Below are 16,789 nucleotides of genomic sequence, written 5' to 3' on the forward strand. Positions count from 1 at the left end.
CGGCGAGGCGCTCACTCCAAGATCGCTCGAGCAGTGGCTGCGGTCGCCCGCCAATTGCGGGCCACGCCTCCATGCCATTCGCCAACGGGTTACGGTGAAATTATGTTGTCTCGCGCTGTATCGCGACCTGATCGCGGCGAATTGGAGCCCCTATTCGTATTTCGAGCTCGCGTTCCCGTTCCTTCCGCGCGCGGTCGACCGCGCCGCCTTGAGGCTGTCCGCTGACCGTCACGCCGGGGAGATGATCGACCTTGTTCTTGTCGGCCGCATCGACGCGCTGAAATTCGCGATCGATGATGTCGCGTGAGCCTTCGGCCGGTTCCTTGTCGAATGGACTCTTGGTCTCGATGCTCATGAACGATCCTGCTTCTGGCCCAGCGCTGATTGCTGGGGCAAGTCCGGTTCGGCGCTGTCGTTCCCGTCCAAAGCAGCCGTTTCGTGCAGGCTCTGTTCCCTGTGGTTGTCGATTTCGGCGGCGACCTGTCCGTAGTTCAGCAGGGCGACCAGAGTCGTTCCGCCCAGGATATTGCCGAGCAGTGTCGGCATGAAGAAGTCGGAGGCATATTGGCTGAACGAGGCCAGGCCGCTCTGCACCAGAAAGGCGCACTCGATCGAGCCGGCGACGATGTGCAAGAACTGGCCGAGTGCGACCACATAGGTCATCACCACGATAATGTGTGCGCGCGAGCCTTTGGCGGCCGGAAGTAGCCAGGCCATCGACGCGATCAGCCAGCCGGCGAAGATGGCCTTGACGAAGGTAGTTGAGAATGTCCCTTCGATCGTCGGCCGGCTGAGATCGATGAAGGCGTCCACGATGCGAGGTTCAAAGATGCTGGTACGAGCGAGCACGGAGGCGGCTGCCCAAGTCCCTGCGATGTTCGAGGCGAGAACCAGGATCCAGAGCTTAAGCACGCTTGCCAAGGTGCCGAGATCCCTGTTGTGCAACAGCGGCAGGATCGGTGTCAGCGTATTCTCGGTGAAGAGCTGTTGTCGTCCCAGCACGACGACCAGGAAGCCGACGGTGTAGCCGAGCGGAGCAACCAGGCGGCGCGTCGCCTCATCCGAGATCAGCGCATGCAACTCGCCCTGGACGATGAGCGACAGGCTTATCGAAAGGCCGGCGGCAAAACCGGACAGCACGATGGCCCACCATCGCCGCTCCAGCTCCTGCTCGCCTTCGGCGCGGATCGTCTCATGGATCAGCGCGGCGCTTGGCCTGCTCTGGGATTCGATCTGCCTGGTCTGGCGCCGCGACACGCCGTCGAGCTTGGATGCTGGGTTGAATGAGGCGCTGTCGTCAGACTGATCCACGCTGCGGTCTCCGGAAGTATGATCCCAGTCAAGACTTTCGGGTGTCCCATTCAGTTCCCCCGATGTCGTCCACTTCGGTGTGCGATGCAGGGCGCGGAGGAACCTTCCGCCATGCGCACGAGTTGGCCGGTCGGGCAGGGTGAAAGTCACGAGGCCAACCGTGCAAGACGACGTGCGCGTGCGCTCCACCGCGCAGATCGCGGGTCATCCGATTCATCCGATGCTGGTGCCGATCCCGATCACGTGCTTTGTCGGGGCGCTGCTGACCGACATCGCCTATGTCGCCAGCGCCGCGATCATGTGGGCGGATTTTTCGGCCTGGCTGCTGCTCGCCGGCGTCATCTTCGGCGTGCTGGCGGCGATCGCGGGCCTGACCGATTTTCTGGGCAATCGGCTGGTGCGGGCGCAGGCGCCCGCCTGGCCGCATCTGATCGGCAATGCCGTGGTTCTGATCCTGGCAGTCGTCAATCTGATGATCCACATGCGCGATGGCTGGACCTCGGTGTGGCCGACGGGGCTCGTTCTGTCGGGGGTCACCGCGCTGATCCTGTTCGCCACCGGCTGGCTGGGTTGGGCCATGGTCTATCGCCACGGCGTGGGAGTTGCGCGATGACGTTTGCAATTGTCCGCGCGCTGTTGTGCGCGTCGCTGCTGGGTTTGGCCGGCTGCAATGACGGCAGCGGCGATCCCAATGCGCAAGTCGGCGCCAACCCCGCACTTCCCGAGGTCCAGCAATATCTGCTGCCGCCGATCAAGATCGCCCGCATCGTCGGGTGGAAGAAGGACGAGACGCCGACGGTTGCGCAGGGCTTGCAGGCCAAGGCCTTTGCCACGGGCTTGCAGCACCCGCGCTCGCTCTACGTGCTCCCGAATGGCGACGTGCTGGTGGTGGAATCCAGGCCGCCGAAGCGCGCGCCGGTCAAACGGCCCAAGGACGTCCTGGTGGGCTTCGTCATGTCCTTGGCGACCTCCGGCGGCGACAGCGGCGAGAGCAACCGCATCACGCTCTTGCGGGACAGCAACGGCGACGGCGTGCCCGAGACGCAAAGCGTCTTCCTCGACCAGCTCAACTCACCCTTTGGCGTCGCGCTGGTCGGCAACGATTTATACGTCGCCAACACCGATGCCATCGTCAGATATCCCTACACGGAAGGTGATACGAAGATCACCGCCCCGGGCACGGTGCTGACGCAGCTGCCGGGCGGTCCGATCAACCAACACTGGACCAAGAGCCTGGTCGCCAGCCCCGACGGCTCGAAACTCTACGTCGGCGTCGGCTCCAACAGCAACGCCGCCGAGAGAGGCATGGAGGCCGAGCACAATCGCGCCGCCATCCTCGAGATAGATCGTGCCAGCGGCCGCTGGCGCGTGTTCGCAAGCGGCCTGCGCAATCCCAACGGACTCAGCTTCGAGCCGCAGACCGGTGCACTCTGGACGGTGGTCAACGAGCGCGACGAGCTCGGTCCCGATCTCGTGCCCGATTACATGACCTCGGTGAAGGACGGCGGCTTCTACGGCTGGCCTTACAGCTATTTCGGCCAGCACGTCGATCCCCGCGTCAAGCCGGAGCGGCCGGATCTCGTCGCCAGGGCGATCGTGCCGGACTACGCGCTCAGCTCGCATGTCGCCCCGCTCGGGCTCGCCTTCAACACCGGCACCAGCCTGCCGGCCGCCTATCGCGGCGGCGCCTTCGTCGGGGAGCACGGCAGCTGGAACAGGCACGTGCTGAACGGCTACAAGGTCGTGTTCGTGCCGTTCACGGACGGCAAGCCGAGCGGCCCGCCTCAGGACGTCGTCACCGGGTTCCTCAACAGCGACAACCAGGCGCGCGGCCGCCCGGTCGGTGTCGCCATCGACAAGACCGGCGCGCTTCTGGTCGCGGACGACAGCGGCAACACGGTGTGGCGGGTGAGCGCGACCCATCCGCAGCTGACGCAACGTTAAGCCCGCCGGTGCGTTATCGGACAGACAGGTGCTGAAAGCGGATTCTGACTCAAGCCAGGAGTGGACAATGGGCCTTGCGCAATATGCCATCGTGCCGGTGCGAGACGAGTGGGGTGTGCTTCATGACGGCGACGTCAAGAACACGTACGCCACCAAGGAAGCTGCGTTCGAGTCCGCAGTCGCCGCGGCCTCCCTGGCCCTTCGCGAGGGACATGAAGTCCAGGTCAGCGTGCCCGGCCGCGAGGCGGGAGGCAACGCGCTCGGCGTCAAGGACAACGCGTGAGAAGGATCACGCGATGACCAAGCCCCGTGAGCCCAACGGCGTCGAGCCACCCCGCTCCGAAGACGATATCCAGCGCGAACAGCTCGGTCCGCGCGGCGTACCGGGCGCGCCCGATCCGGCCAAGATGACACCGCAGCGCGAGAAGAAGACGCCGAAGCACGTCGATCCCGGCCACACCGCGTGAGGCGGCTCCGCCGCGGCCAACCAATCAGACGATCGACCACACTCGGCGCGCGGCAATACCCGGATTTGGGCATCTGAAATCGAGGCAGTCGGCTTCGAGGTCATCGCACGTGCTGCCGCCGCCGACCTCCGAGCATAGCCTCCGCCGGGGGCGTCCGGGGCTGCCATAACATCATGTTAGGTTTATCGCATAACTGGGTAATTGTGTTATCCCTGCGAAAGCCTATTCTCCTCCTCACTCAAGACACCGATCGGCAGTGCCAAGCGCTCGCGGAGCTCCGCGGGAAGCGCATGGGGATTGCTGCCGAATTCCAACGAAGCCCGCCAACGGGACGTCAACGAACAAGACAGATCGGGAGGACATTCTCTGATGGCTACCACGCGTGCGACCCATGGGATGAGCCAGTCCAGAAAGGCTGCTGCAAGCGGCTGGATCGGCTCGGCCCTCGAATATTATGACTTCTTCATCTACGCGACGGCGGCGTCGCTGATCTTCCCGCAGATCTTCTTCCCCTCCGACAATCCCAGGTTGCGATCGTCGCATCGCTTGCGACCTATGGCGTCGGCTACGTCGCGCGGCCGATCGGGGCGTTCGTGCTCGGTCATTGGGGCGACACGCACGGCCGCAAGACCGTGCTCATCGTCTGCATGTTCCTGATGGGCGTTTCGACGATGGCCGTCGGGTTGCTGCCGACCTATCAGCAAGCCGGTATCCTGGCGCCGATCCTGCTCGTGATGTTGCGCCTCGTGCAGGGATTTGCGGTGGCCGGCGAAATCTCCGGGGCGAGCTCGATGATCCTGGAGCACGCGCCGTTCGGCCGGCGCGGGTTCTATGCGAGCTTCGCCCTTCAGGGCGTGCAGGCCGGACAAATTCTCGCGGCAGCCGTCTTCCTGCCGCTGGCGGCCTACATGCCGACCGAGGCCTTCAACAGCTGGGGCTGGCGGATCCCGTTCCTGCTCAGCTTCTTCGTCATCGTCGCCGGCTACGTCATTCGCCGCGAGGTCGACGAAACGCCGGCCTTTGCCCGAGAGGAGAAACGGGGAGAAACGCCGCGGGCTCCGATCATCCAGGCCATCCGCTTGAGCTGGCCCGACATGCTCCGGGTCATCTGCATGGCGCTGATGAACGTGATCCCGGTCGTTGCGACCATCTTCGGCGCAGCCTACGCGGTGCAGCCGGCCTATGGCATCGGCTTCGCGAAGGACGTCTATCTCTGGATCCCGGTGCTCGGCAACATGCTGGCCGTGATCGTCATTCCCTTCGTCGGCCATCTCTCCGACAAGGTCGGCCGCAAGCCTCCGATCATCGTGGGCGCGCTGCTCTCCGGACTGCTCGCCTTCGGCTATCTCTATGCCATCAGCATCCGGAACGTGCCGCTCGCCATCCTGCTGTCGCTGCTGATGTGGGGCGTGGTCTATCAGGGCTACAACGCGATCTTCCCGAGCTTCTATCCGGAGCTGTTTCCGACCCGCACGAGGGTGTCGGCGATGGCGATCTCGCAGAACATCGGCACCACGATCACCGCACTGCTCCCTGCGTTGTTCGCGACCGTAGCGCCTCCCGGCTCGGCCAACATTCCCTTGACGGTCGGGGCGATCGCCTTCGGCATCACGGTCATCGCAGCGCTGGCGGCTGTCACGGCCCGCGAAACTTATCGGATCAAGATCGACGATCTCGGCAATCCCGAGGCCGTTCCGATGGCCCGGGCCGATTATGAGCGGCAGCGTACGGTGGCAGCTGCGAGCCGGGCGACCGCACTTCCGACCTGATCCGGACGAACACGGCCCTGTCGCCGCGACTAACCAATGTTGCGGCGGCAGGGTTTCAAGCGTAGCAAGACTGGCCGAACGTTGTGCGCGCGCGAGCGCTGAGATCATGAGGTCGCTGGATGAACCCCGCTGTCATTGCCGTCGCCATCACCGGCTCCGTTCCGCGCAAGAAGGACAATCCGGCGGTCCCCATTCTGCCCTCCGAGCAGATCGAATCGACGCACCAGGCCTTCGAGGCGGGCGCGACGCTTGCCCATATTCACGTCCGCAACGACGACGAGACGCCGTCCTCCGACCCCGAGCGTTTTGCCCAGGTGCAGGAGGGAATCAGGAAGCACTGTCCGGGAATGATCGTCCAGTTCTCGACCGGCGGGCGGGGCCGCGATCCCTCGGCGCGCGGATCGGCGCTCTACCTCAAGCCGGACATGGCCTCGCTCTCCACGGGGTCGGTGAACTTCCCGACCATCGTCTACGAGAACAGCGCCGCGCTGGTCGAGACGCTCGCCACCGGCATGAAGGCAAACGGCATCCGGCCGGAAATCGAGATCTTCGATTTGTCGCATCTGCATGGCGCCCGCCGCCTGATCGAGGCGGGCCTCCTCGACGCGCGTCCGCACGTGCAGTTCGTCATGGGCGTCAAGAACGCGATGCCGGCCGACGAGCACGTGCTCGACATTCTCCTGGGCGAGCTCAGGCGGCTGATCCCGAAGGCAACTTGGACCGCTGCCGGAATCGGCCGCCATCAAGCCGAAGTCATGGGCTGGGCGCTCGCCCGCGGCGCGGACGCGGTCCGCACCGGCCTCGAGGACAATATCCGTATCGACAAGACGCGCCTTGCGGCCAGCAACGCCGAGCTCGTGACCCTGGCCTGCGAGGCGGTCGCGCGCCACGGCCGGCGCGTTGCGACCGCGACCGAGGCGCGATCGCTGCTCGGCATCGCGGGGTAGGGCGATTTCCTCATCCTGACATGCTCCCGGCTGCCGCCTGCCATTCGGCGGCTGGCGTTCCCGTGCGCGGTTTCTCCGAGTAGACAGGTGTTACAGGCGTACTCGGCGCCTGCCGGGCAGGCGACGTTTGGAATGCAGTTCTTGAAATCTGACGGTAGGCTGATCGGGGTCCTGCTGGTGCTCGCGATCACGCAGCTCATCGGGTGGGGCACGATCGGGCTTCCGCCCATCATCGGCCGTGAGCTTGCGGCCGATCTCGGCATGAGCCTGCCCATGGTGTTTGCGGGCACCTCGACGCTTTATGTCACCATGGGGCTGTGCGCGCCCTGGCTCGCCAAGGCGTTTGCACGGCATGGGGCACGCAAGGTCATGATGATCGGCACGGTCGTGAGCGTTCCTGGATTCGTCCTGCTCTTCTTCGCCCGCGACCCAGTGCTCTATTTCGCCGCCTGGATCGTCTTCGGCCTTGCCGGCAGCGCCACACTCTCGACCGGGGCCTATATCATGCTGAACGAGGTCGCAGGAAAGCAGGCCAAGAGCGCGATCGGCGCGCTCATGCTGGTGACGGGACTTTCGAGCAGCATCTTCTGGCCTGCCACCTCGTTTCTGAACGGTCTCGTAGGCTGGCGCTGGACGTGCCTCGTCTATGCCGCCATGCTGATCCTGGTTTCGCTTCCGCTCTATGTGTTGGCCGCGCCGCGCCGCAGCGTCGCCAGGGACGAGGGCCCCGCGCCGGCAAAGCACGCGGATCAGCCGCCAGTTGGACGCAGCACGTTCGGCCTCGTCGTCTCCGCGATCACCCTCAATGCCTTCGTCAATTTCGGCCTTGGCGCCGTGTTCATCGAGCTGCTGCGGGCGGAGGGGCTGGCGCCGGCCCAGGCGGTCGCCTTCGGCTCGATGCTCGGCGTCATCCAGGTCAGCGCCCGCGCGCTCGACTTTCTCGGCGGCGCACGGTGGGACGGCATCACGACGGGGCTCGTGGCCGGCACGGCGCTGCCCGTAGCCATGCTGCTGCTGATGCTGAGCGAGGGCGCGACCTGGGCGGTCGCGGTCTTCATCCTGCTCTACGGCGCTGGCAGCGGCGCAATGGCTGTCGCGCGCGCGACCATCCCGCTGGTGTTCTACGACCAGGCCGAATTCACCAAGGCGATGTCGATGATCGCGCTGCCTCTCAATCTCGCCTCCGCGCTGTCTCCGCCCCTGCTGGCTGGACTGCTCACCCAGTTCGGCAGCCGCACCGCGCTCGGTCTCACCTTCGTCTGCTCCTGCGCGACGGTGCTGATCCTGGTCCTGCTCGGCAGGCGGCGGCCGAGCGTGGCGACAGCCGCTGCAAAGTTGAGCTCGGCAAGGTAATCTTCGCAGCGCGGAAATTCGTTGCCCCGGCAGGGATGGCCGTATGCCCGGAGCGCAGTGCTCGGGGAACGAAAATGGTGGTATCGGCAGGGAGCGCGGCCTGCGATCCCGCCGCCGCGCCAAGATCCAGTTCCCCGGAGGAAATCGACATGTCGGCCCTGCCGCTCTCAGGCATCAAGATCCTTGACCTCACCCGCGTCCTGGCCGGGCCGCTGTCGGCTCAGATGCTGGGCGATCTCGGCGCGGAGGTGATCAAGATCGAGCGGCCGGGCACCGGCGACGACGCGCGCGCTTTCGGCCCGCCTTACCTCGCCGACCCCGAGGGCAAGGCCAACAACAACAATTCGTTCTATCTCTGCGCCAACCGCAACAAGAAGTCGGTCACCGTCAACATCGCCAAGCCCGAAGGGCAGGCGATCGTCCGCGAGCTCGCCAAGGACGCCGACGTCTTCATGGAGAATTACAAGGTCGGCGATCTCAAGCGCTACGGCCTCGACTACGAGACCATCAAGGCGATCAATCCCCGCATTATCTATTGCTCGGTGACCGGCTTCGGCCAGACCGGCCCCTATGCGCCGCGCGCCGGCTACGACGCCATCCTGCAGGCGATGGGCGGCCTGATGAGCGTCACCGGCCATATCGACGGCGAGCCTGGGGAGGGCCCGATGAAGGTCGGCCCGTCGATCGTCGACTACATGACCGGCATGAACGCCTCGATCGGCATTCTCTCGGCGCTCTACCATCGCGATGCCAATGGCGGGCAGGGACAGCACATCGACGTCTGCCTGTTCGATACCGTGATCGCATCGCTGTCGCACTGGCTGCAGATCTACCTCGTCAACGGCAAGATCCCGCCGCGCCGCGGCACCTGGGGCAATGGCGGCATGCCGGCCGGCGTGTTCCGCTGCACCGACGGCGAGCTGATGGTCGTGGTCGGCAATGACGGCCAGTTTCAGCGCACCTGTGCCGTGCTCGGCGCGCCCGAGCTCGCGAGCGATCCACGCTTCATCAAGAACAACGACCGCGTCGTGCACGGCAAGGAGATCATGGCGATCTTCGCCGGCCTGTTCCTCAAGCAAAAGGTGGGCTATTGGCTGGAGAAGCTGGAGGAGGCCGGCGTGCCCTCGGGGCCGATCAACGATTTCGAGCAGGTGTTCTCCGACCCGCACGTCCAGTCGCGCGGCATGCGGGTGAAGGTCAACCATCCCTTCGAGCCCGATCTGTCGCTGGTCCGCAACGCGCTCACCTTGTCGGAGACGCCGATCAAGGACTACCGCGCGCCGCCGCTTCTGGGCGAGCACACCCAGGAGGTGCTCGGCGGCAAGCTCGGCTACGATGCCGGCAAGATCGAGCAGCTGAAGCAGCAGGGCATCATCTGACGCTCTCCTCCGCGCCTGGGGCCGAGAGGCTGGGATTCAAGCGCAGCGCGACTATTGCGACGGCCATGGACGCGCGCGCCATGCCGGGGCTTGCGTGAAGCTTGCCCGCAATCCCCAGATAATCCCGGTCCGTAGTCGCACAGGCTTCCGCTTCGCCTCCGACTCTGATTCGATCTCTCCACTTGAAGTCGGGGAGGGAAGTGAATTGTCCTACACGATCGGATTCCAGGCCAAGGACCAGAAGGCCATCCTGGCGACCGAGGCGGCCACCGCCAATCAGGCCGTCGCCATCATTGCCGCGCTGCGGCAGAGCGCCGACGAGATCAAGTTCATCCGCTCGCCGCAGGAAGGCGAGATGGGCATCGAGATGCTGCTGCTGCTCGCCAAGGAAGAGGCCGAGGAGATGCCGCAGCGGGCGTAACCGCGCCCAGCAATCTTCCGATCAGATCGATTGCATCGCGATGATGTGAGGCGCTAACGCGCCGCCACTTTTGATGGCGCCTTCGTCTCCGTCCGCCCCGCCGTCAGCGCCATCGTCGCCACGCTGACGACGCGCGCGACCACGTCCTCGACGTCGTCGAGGTCGCATTTGCCCTCCGACAGCTTGGTCAGCCGCTCGCTCTCGCGGATGGTGTGATGCGCCATGGCGAGCGCGAAGTTGAGCCCCCAATAGATGTCGACGTCGCTGCGGTCGGGCAGGGACCGCCGCATCGCGCCGACGAATTTGCGCAAATGGTCGATCTCGCGGTTCTTGATGCGGCGGATCGGCGGCACGGATTCGATCGAGGCGCGGATCATGAAGCGTGCGGCGGTCGAGCGCTGGTTCTCCGGACCCAGGCAGCCGCGCAGGGTCGGGCCGACCAGCGCGTGCAGGATCACCTCGATCGGCGCGCGGCCGCCGCCTTGCTCCTCCGCCGCCTTCAACTCGCGCAGACGCTCGCGGTTGGTGGCGATCGACCGCGAGACGAACAGTTCCGCGATCAGCTCGTCCTTCGAGCCGAAATGATAGTTCACCGCGGCGAGGTTGACGCCCGCCTCCGCGACGATGTCGCGCAGCGTCACGTCGCCGAAGCCGCGGTCGGCATAGAGCCGTTCGGCGGCGGCGAGAATGGCAGACCTCGTATGATCGCTGGCCATGGTTGGGACCTCGTCATTCCGGGGCGGCACGAAAGTGCCGAACCCGGAATCTCGCGCCGCAATTTCTAGATTCCGGGTTCGACGCTCCGCGTCGGCCCGGAATGACGTGAGAGGGCCCCGCGAAGTGTCGAGGGAGTTGCAATTCAAACACTTGTATGAAACTATCGTTTGAAGGCCCGGAAAAGTCAATCCGCATTCGGGACTCGTTCGCAACTGTGGCCGGGTTTCGACAAGTCCGAGAGCGTGCGCATTCGCGCTTGCGGACCGCGCAATGCGGGAGGACAGTCCGGCGCAAAAGCGTTAGCGAGAGAGAGGAGCGTCCCATGGACTTCGATATGTCGCCCAAGCAGAAGGAATGGCTCGACCGCGTGCGGTCCTTCATGGCCAAGCACGTGCGCCCGGCGGTGCCGATCTACGATCAGCAGGACAAGAGCGGCGACCGCTGGAAGGTGATCCCGGTTCTCGAGGACCTCAAGAAGAAGGCCAAGGCCGAAGGCCTCTGGAACATGTTCATGCCGCCGAGCGAGCATGAGGACGACGAATTCCGCGGCGCGGGACTGACCAATCTCGAATACGCGCTGCTGTCGGAAGAGATGGGCCGCATCACCTGGGCCTCGGAAGTGTTCAACTGTTCCGCGCCCGACACCGGCAACATGGAAGTGTTCATCCGCTACGGTACCAGGGAGCAGAAGCGGAAATGGCTGCGCCCGCTGATGGACGGCGAGATCCGCTCCGCCTTCCTGATGACGGAACCTGCGGTCGCCTCGTCCGACGCCACCAATATCGAGACCCGCATCGAGCGCGACGGCGACCATTACGTCATCAACGGCCGCAAATGGTGGTCGTCCGGCGTCGGCGATCCCCGATGCAAGATCGCCATCCTGATGGGCAAGACCGATTTCAAGGCGGCCAAGCACCAGCAGCAGTCGCAGATCCTGGTTCCGCTCGACACGCCCGGCATCAAGGTCGAGAAGATGCTGCCGGTGTTCGGCTTCGATGACGCGCCGCACGGCCACGCGCAGGTGTTGCTGGAGAACGTGCGGGTGCCGAAGGAGAACATCCTGCTCGGCGAAGGCCGCGGCTTCGAGATCGCGCAGGGCCGCCTCGGTCCGGGCCGTATCCACCACTGCATGCGCACCATCGGCAAGGCCGAGGAGGCGCTGGAGAAGATGGTGAAGCGGCTCGCCTCGCGCACCGCATTCGGCAAGAAGATCGTCGAGCACAGCGTGTGGGAGCAGCGCATCGGCGAGGCCCGCACCAACATCGAGATGACGCGTCTGCTGTGCCTCAAGGCGGCCGACATGATGGACAAGGTCGGCAACAAGACCGCGCAGGCCGAGATCGCCATGATCAAGGTCGCCGCGCCCAACATGGCGCTGAAGATCATCGACGAGGCGATCCAGGCCTTCGGTGGCGGCGGCGTCTCGGACGAAGCGGGCCTTGCCAAGGACTACGCCCACATCCGCACGCTCCGTCTCGCCGACGGTCCGGACGAGGTGCACAACCGCGCCATTGCCAGGCTCGAACTTCGGAAGTATGCAAACTCTAGTCATTAAGAACGGCGGAGAGCGCTAACAGTGCTCTCCTCACCGTCATTCCGGGGCGTCTCGCAGAGGCGAACCCGGAATCTCGAGATTCCGGGTCCGCGCTTTGCGCGCCCCGGAATGACGGAAAATGAAAAGAGGGAGCGTCATCGTGGCTGACGGCGTCAGAAAGGACGAAGAATTCTCGGGCACCAAGCCGGTCGAGGAGCGGCATCGCTTCGACGAGCTGCGGCTCGAGGCCTGGATGCGCGAGCACGTCGAAGGCTTTGAAGGCCCGCTGGTCGTGCTGCAGTTCAAGGGCGGCCAGTCCAACCCGACCTATCGCCTCGACACGCCGAACCGTTCCTACGTGATGCGCCGCAAGCCGTTCGGCAAGCTGCTGCCGTCGGCGCATGCGGTCGACCGCGAATATCGCGTCATCGCAGCCCTCGGGAAACAAGGTTTCCCGGTCGCGCGCGCCTATGCGCTGTGCCAGGACGACGGCGTCATCGGCGCGGCCTTTTACATCATGTCGATGGAGGAGGGGCGCGTGTTCTGGGATCCGACGCTGCCGAGCCAAGAGCCGGATGCGCGTCGCAAGATCTTCACCAGCAAGATCGAGACGCTGGCCAAGCTCCACATGTTCGACCCTGTTGCGATCGGGCTCGGCGATTTCGGCAAGCCCGGCAACTACTTTGCCCGCCAGATCGACCGCTGGACCAAGCAATATCGGGCGTCCGAGACCCAGCACATCCCGGAATTCGAGAAGGTCGCCGAATGGCTGCCGAAGACGGTGCCGGAGCAGGCGCGCGTCTCGATCGTCCATGGCGACTACCGCCTCGACAACATGATTTTCCACGCGACGGAACCACGCGTGCAGGCCGTGCTGGACTGGGAGCTGTCGACGCTCGGCGATCCCATGGCCGACTTCACCTATCTCTTGATGCAATGGATCATGCCGGGCCTCGATGGGGCCGACCTCAAGGCGCTCAACATCCCGAGCGTGGAGGAGGCGGCGCAGATCTATTGCAACGTCACCGAGATGACGGTGCCCGATCTCAACTGGTACTTCGCCTACAATTTGTTCCGTCTCGCCGGCATCACCCAGGGCATCGCCGGCCGCGTCCGCGACGGTACCGCCGCCAACGCCAAGGCGCTGGAGTCAGCCAAGCGCACCGTGCCGCTGTCGAAGGCGTCGTGGGAATATGCGCAGAAGGCAGGGGCGGTATAGCGACAACGAAGGCGCGGCCGATGTGGCCGCGCCTTTTTGTTTGATAATTGTCGCGCATCCTCGCGTCTCTCGTGTCCCGGACGCGGTGCAGCACGTAGTGCTGCTCCGCAGAGCCGGGACCCAGTCACGTCGCCACCGCTTCAGCGTATGTTCGCGTGCGCGTGCCTCGAGAATCGACCCGAAGGTTTCGAAATAGACCAGCAGCGTGATGTCGTACTGCCGCGTGAAGCCGGGTATCAGCTTGGCCTTGGGCTCGCTCAACCGGCGAACAAGATCGTTCGTGACGCCGATGTAGAGAGTCCCGTTTCGCTTGCTCGCAAGGATGTAGACAAAGAACGGCATAGCCGTGCAACCGGTGCTGATGAGTGGCGCGCTCTAAGGTTGCATGTTTCGACGCTGTCGCCAAGCGTTCTGGGTCCGGCACTGCGGAGCGTCACTTCGTGCCGCACCGCGTCCGGGACACGAGACCGGGTTTCGCGGCGTCCATGACGTCCTCTCAGGCCGGACTGCCGGCCGCACTCTCGTGTCCCGGACGCGCTGCAACGCGTAGCGTTGCTGCGCAGAGCCGGGACCCACAAATTACGGGCAGCACCTACCCGTTCGCGCAATGCGCGATCAGCCGCTCGACGAACCCCGCGCATTTCTCCAGCTCCGCCATCTCCACGAACTCATCAGGCGTATGCGCTTGTGCGATCGAGCCCGGGCCGATCACGACGGAGGGAATGTCGGCGATGTCGGCGAACAGGCTCGCTTCGGTGCCGAAGGCGACCTTGGCGTGGTCGTTGCGCCCTGCGAGGCTCTTGGCCAGCGTGACGATGGCGGCGTCGGCGGCAGTGTCGAGTGCGGGATAGTCGAGGATCTCCTCGAAATCGATGCCGCAGTCCGGATGTCTTGCCTTCATCGCCGGCTCGATCTCGGCCTTGGCCCAGGCGACGATCGCATCGGTCACCTCCTTGGACTCGGTGATGCCGATGCCGCGGCATTCGAAATCCACGGTGCAGGTGTCGGGCACGATGTTCAGCGCCGCGCCGCCGTGCACGATGCTGGTGAGCAGCGTCGAATGCGGGACGTCGTAGAGGCTGTCGGTCGACCGCACGGCCGCGAGCGCCACGGCGCGGCGGCGGATCTCGACGATCAGCTCGGCGGCATATTCGATCGCATTGACGCCGTCGGGCGCGATCGAGGAATGGCGCGCGAGCCCGCGGAAGGTGGCGCGCACGCCGTGCTTGCCCTTGTGTCCGATGATGACCTGCATCTGGGTCGGCTCGCCGATGAAGGCGCCGAGCGGTCGGACCCTCTTCTTCGCGACCTCGCGCAGCATCGGCCGCACGCCGACGCAGCCGATCTCCTCGTCATAGGAGATCGCCAGATGAATCGGCGTCTTGAGTCTCGCCTCCACCATCTCCGGCACCATGGCGAGGCACACCGCCACATAGCCCTTCATGTCGGTGGTGCCGCGGCCGTAGAGCTTGCCGTCACGTTCCACCAGCTTGAACGGATCGTGGCTCCAGTCCTGGCCCACGACAGGCACCACGTCGGTATGGCCCGACAGCACGAAGCCCGGCCGGTCCTCCGGCCCGATCGTGACCCAGAGCGAAGCCTTCTCGCCGGTCTCGTCGACGATGCGCTCGCCCTTGAGGCCGCATCCGGCGAGATAGCTCTCGATATGGGCAATCAGGGGCAGGTTGGTGCGGTCGCTGACGGTGTCGAACGCGACGAGGTCGGCGAGGAGTTTTCGGATGCGGTCGGATCTTGGGCTTGGCATTGTCTCGGTCTTGTCAGGGAATGGAGGCTGAGGTGCCTGCAGGAACCATACCAACGTGGTCCCCGCTCGGGCAAATCAACACCGCAGCGAGATGCGCCTGTGAGGATGCGGGATGGCGTCTGCGATCGAAGATGCGCGCAAAGGAGCGCTGGTGCCAACCACACAATGACGGTGTTGACGCAGTTGCGCCAAAGCTCCGGCTGCGTGTCCCGGACGCAGCGCAGCGCTCTTCGGCGATGCGCTGCAGAGCCGGGGCCCATGTCACAGCGAGCCGTGCGACGTCCTGGGTCCCGGCTCTGCGACGCAGCGCTTGCGCGCTGCGTCGCGTCCGGGACACGAGTGGATCAAATCGGCTTGCCGGTATAAGGCATCGATGCCGTCAAGCCGCCGTCGACCGGGAACGCCTGCCCGTTGACATACGAGGCCTCGTCGCTCGCCAGGAACAGTCCCATCGCCGCGAGCTCGTGCGGCTGTCCCGCCCGCTTGAGCGGGTTGAGCTGGCCGATCTTGTCTTGGGTGCCGCGCTCCTTGGCGCGGTCGAAGATCGGCTTGGTCATGCCTGTTTCGATCAGGCCGGGGCAGACCGCATTGATGCGCACGCCGGTGCCGGTGAGCGAGTAGGCCGTGGTCTGCACCAGGCTGATCACGCCGGCCTTGCTCGCGGCATAGGGATGCCCGCTCGCGCCGGCCTTGAGGCCGGCGACAGAGGCGGTCAGCACGATCGCGCCGGACTGCTGCTTGACCATATGCGGCATGGCGTATTTCACCGCGAGGAACGGCCCGATCAGGTTGATGCGCAGGATTTCCTGCCAATGCTCGACGGTCTGCTCGGCCAGCGGAACGAGTCCGCCGGAGACGCCGGCATTGGCCCAGATCACGTCGAGCCGGCCGTGCGTCTTCACCGCCTTGTCGATCACAGCGATGACGTCCTTTTCGGAGCCGGCATCCGCGACCATCGCTTCCGCGACGCCGCCGGCCTTCTTGATCTCCTCGACCGTCTCCTTCACCGCCTCGGTGCGATCGACCGCGATCAGCTTGCCGCCCTCCTTGGTGAACAGCAGCGCAGCCGCGCGACCGATGCCGCTGCCGGCGCCGGTGATGATGACGGATTTGCCTTGCAGGCGGCCCATGCGTTTCTCCCTTTTGCTCGCGTCCGACGCTTGCCGTGCGACGGAATTTCAAACAAGATTTCAAACGGCAAAGTGTCTTGAGACACGTTCAGTACTCACGTACAGCGACAATAGACGGGATGGAAGGGTTTCGATGGCAGGTGCAGACAAGCCGAACGTGGTCATCACGCGGTGGTGGTGGGTCCGTCACGCGCCGGTGCGCAACGACGGCGGCAACATCTACGGGCAGAGCGACATCGCCTGTGACACCAGCGATACTTATGTGTTCAATGCAGTTGCCAAGGTGCTGCCACGCCAGGCGGTCTGGTATTCGAGCAATCTGATGCGCACCCATCAGACCGCCGAGGCGATCTGGGCCGCGGGTTTTCCAAGGCCGGCAGCGATGAAGTGGGAGGCGGATCTCGCCGAGCAGAACCTCGGCCGCTGGCAAGGCATGAACCGGGCCCAGTTCATTGCCAGCCGCCCCGTCGGTGCGAGCTGGTTCGCCGACATCAACGAGCCCGCGCCCGGCGGCGAAAGCTTCATGGACCTCTACAACCGCACGCGCCGCACCATCGAGCGGATCAACGCCGAGGCGGCCGGGCAGGACATCATCGCAGTGGCGCATGGCGGCACCATCAGGGCGGCGGTGGGCCTCGCGCTCGGCGGGCAGCCGGAGCGTGGGCTGTCGTTCGACATCGACAATTGCTCGGTGACGCGGCTGGATTATTTTGCGAGTCCCGATCGCACGGTCTGGCGACTGCCGATGGTCAATCAGCAGCCGTGGATCGCCGATCCCGCGCACGCGGCGATGCATCAGCCGGCGGGACCGGAAGTCAAGAAGCTGGCCTGAT

At 64.9% G+C, this 16,789-nt stretch carries 16 protein-coding genes and 2 pseudogenes; 12 read left to right on the forward strand and 6 right to left on the reverse strand.

Annotation, left to right across the window (positions count from 1 at the left end; genetic code table 11):
- Positions 1-100: 100 nt before the first annotated feature.
- Both AC24YW_RS16345 and AC24YW_RS16350 read right to left on the reverse strand, forming a co-directional pair.
- The gene (locus AC24YW_RS16345) at positions 101-355 is read right to left on the reverse strand and encodes a hypothetical protein (RefSeq protein ID WP_487483705.1); all 255 of its coding nucleotides are present in this window, start codon (positions 353-355) and stop codon (positions 101-103) included.
- Positions 352-1,311 (reverse strand): formate/nitrite transporter family protein, encoded by a 960-nt coding sequence (locus AC24YW_RS16350; protein ID WP_487483805.1) that lies wholly within the window; start codon positions 1,309-1,311, stop codon positions 352-354. Before AC24YW_RS16350 ends, AC24YW_RS16345 begins: the two co-directional genes overlap by 4 nt.
- Before the next feature lie 160 nt (positions 1,312-1,471).
- Here AC24YW_RS16350 and AC24YW_RS16355 point away from each other — a divergent pair, with 160 nt between their 5' ends.
- The 9 genes and pseudogenes from AC24YW_RS16355 to AC24YW_RS16395 all read left to right on the forward strand — a co-directional run bounded on the left by AC24YW_RS16355 (position 1,472) and on the right by AC24YW_RS16395 (position 9,591).
- Positions 1,472-1,924 (forward strand): DUF2231 domain-containing protein, encoded by a 453-nt coding sequence (locus AC24YW_RS16355; protein WP_487483706.1) that lies wholly within the window; start codon positions 1,472-1,474, stop codon positions 1,922-1,924.
- Positions 1,921-3,255 (forward strand): PQQ-dependent sugar dehydrogenase, encoded by a 1,335-nt coding sequence (locus AC24YW_RS16360; protein ID WP_487483707.1) that lies wholly within the window; start codon positions 1,921-1,923, stop codon positions 3,253-3,255. The genes AC24YW_RS16355 and AC24YW_RS16360 overlap by 4 nt, the downstream gene beginning before the upstream one ends.
- Before the next feature lie 67 nt (positions 3,256-3,322).
- A complete protein-coding gene (locus AC24YW_RS16365) occupies positions 3,323-3,538 on the forward strand; it encodes a hypothetical protein (RefSeq protein WP_487483708.1) in 216 nt (71 codons plus the stop codon).
- A 13-nt stretch (positions 3,539-3,551) separates the two neighbouring features.
- Positions 3,552-3,722, forward strand: a complete 171-nt coding sequence (locus AC24YW_RS16370) for a hypothetical protein (RefSeq protein ID WP_487483709.1) — start codon at positions 3,552-3,554, stop codon at positions 3,720-3,722.
- A gap of 369 nt (positions 3,723-4,091) precedes the next feature.
- Positions 4,092-5,491 (forward strand): annotated as a pseudogene (locus AC24YW_RS16375) (MFS transporter).
- A gap of 119 nt (positions 5,492-5,610) precedes the next feature.
- The gene (locus AC24YW_RS16380; RefSeq protein ID WP_487483710.1) at positions 5,611-6,438 is read left to right on the forward strand and encodes a 3-oxoadipate:acetyl-CoA acetyltransferase; all 828 of its coding nucleotides are present in this window, start codon (positions 5,611-5,613) and stop codon (positions 6,436-6,438) included.
- 132 nt (positions 6,439-6,570) lie between these two features.
- On the forward strand, positions 6,571-7,791 hold the full coding sequence (locus AC24YW_RS16385; protein WP_487483711.1) for an MFS transporter: 1,221 nt from the start codon (positions 6,571-6,573) through the stop codon (positions 7,789-7,791).
- A 149-nt stretch (positions 7,792-7,940) separates the two neighbouring features.
- Complete coding sequence (locus tag AC24YW_RS16390) at positions 7,941-9,170, forward strand: CaiB/BaiF CoA transferase family protein (protein ID WP_487483712.1); 1,230 nt, start codon at positions 7,941-7,943, stop codon at positions 9,168-9,170.
- Between the two features lie 205 nt (positions 9,171-9,375).
- Positions 9,376-9,591, forward strand: a complete 216-nt coding sequence (locus AC24YW_RS16395) for a hypothetical protein (protein WP_036010888.1) — start codon at positions 9,376-9,378, stop codon at positions 9,589-9,591.
- A 53-nt stretch (positions 9,592-9,644) separates the two neighbouring features.
- On the opposite strand, the gene AC24YW_RS16400 is transcribed toward AC24YW_RS16395, so the two are convergent.
- On the reverse strand, positions 9,645-10,307 hold the full coding sequence (locus tag AC24YW_RS16400) for a TetR/AcrR family transcriptional regulator (RefSeq protein WP_487483713.1): 663 nt from the start codon (positions 10,305-10,307) through the stop codon (positions 9,645-9,647).
- 323 nt (positions 10,308-10,630) lie between these two features.
- Between AC24YW_RS16400 and AC24YW_RS16405 the strand changes: the two genes are divergently transcribed.
- Both AC24YW_RS16405 and AC24YW_RS16410 read left to right on the forward strand, forming a co-directional pair.
- Positions 10,631-11,863 (forward strand): acyl-CoA dehydrogenase family protein, encoded by a 1,233-nt coding sequence (locus AC24YW_RS16405; protein WP_487483714.1) that lies wholly within the window; start codon positions 10,631-10,633, stop codon positions 11,861-11,863.
- A gap of 139 nt (positions 11,864-12,002) precedes the next feature.
- Complete coding sequence (locus tag AC24YW_RS16410) at positions 12,003-13,061, forward strand: phosphotransferase family protein (RefSeq protein ID WP_487483715.1); 1,059 nt, start codon at positions 12,003-12,005, stop codon at positions 13,059-13,061.
- Positions 13,062-13,181: 120 nt separating this feature from the next.
- Here AC24YW_RS16410 and AC24YW_RS16415 read toward each other — a convergent pair.
- The 3 genes and pseudogenes from AC24YW_RS16415 to AC24YW_RS16425 all read right to left on the reverse strand — a co-directional run.
- A pseudogene (locus tag AC24YW_RS16415) lies at positions 13,182-13,403 on the reverse strand (GIY-YIG nuclease family protein); the annotation flags it as partial.
- 250 nt (positions 13,404-13,653) lie between these two features.
- Positions 13,654-14,826, reverse strand: a complete 1,173-nt coding sequence (gene argE / locus AC24YW_RS16420) for an acetylornithine deacetylase (RefSeq protein ID WP_487483716.1) — start codon at positions 14,824-14,826, stop codon at positions 13,654-13,656.
- Between the two features lie 344 nt (positions 14,827-15,170).
- Positions 15,171-15,956: an SDR family NAD(P)-dependent oxidoreductase gene (locus AC24YW_RS16425; RefSeq protein ID WP_487483717.1), complete on the reverse strand. Its 786-nt coding sequence runs from the start codon at positions 15,954-15,956 to the stop codon at positions 15,171-15,173.
- A gap of 133 nt (positions 15,957-16,089) precedes the next feature.
- Between AC24YW_RS16425 and AC24YW_RS16430 the strand changes: the two genes are divergently transcribed.
- Positions 16,090-16,788 carry a histidine phosphatase family protein gene (locus AC24YW_RS16430; RefSeq protein WP_487483718.1) on the forward strand — a complete coding sequence of 233 codons (699 nt, stop codon included), beginning with the start codon at positions 16,090-16,092 and terminating at the stop codon, positions 16,786-16,788.
- The last annotated feature ends 1 nt before the right edge of the window (position 16,789 follow it).

This window comes from Bradyrhizobium sp. USDA3516, assembly GCF_057651995.1.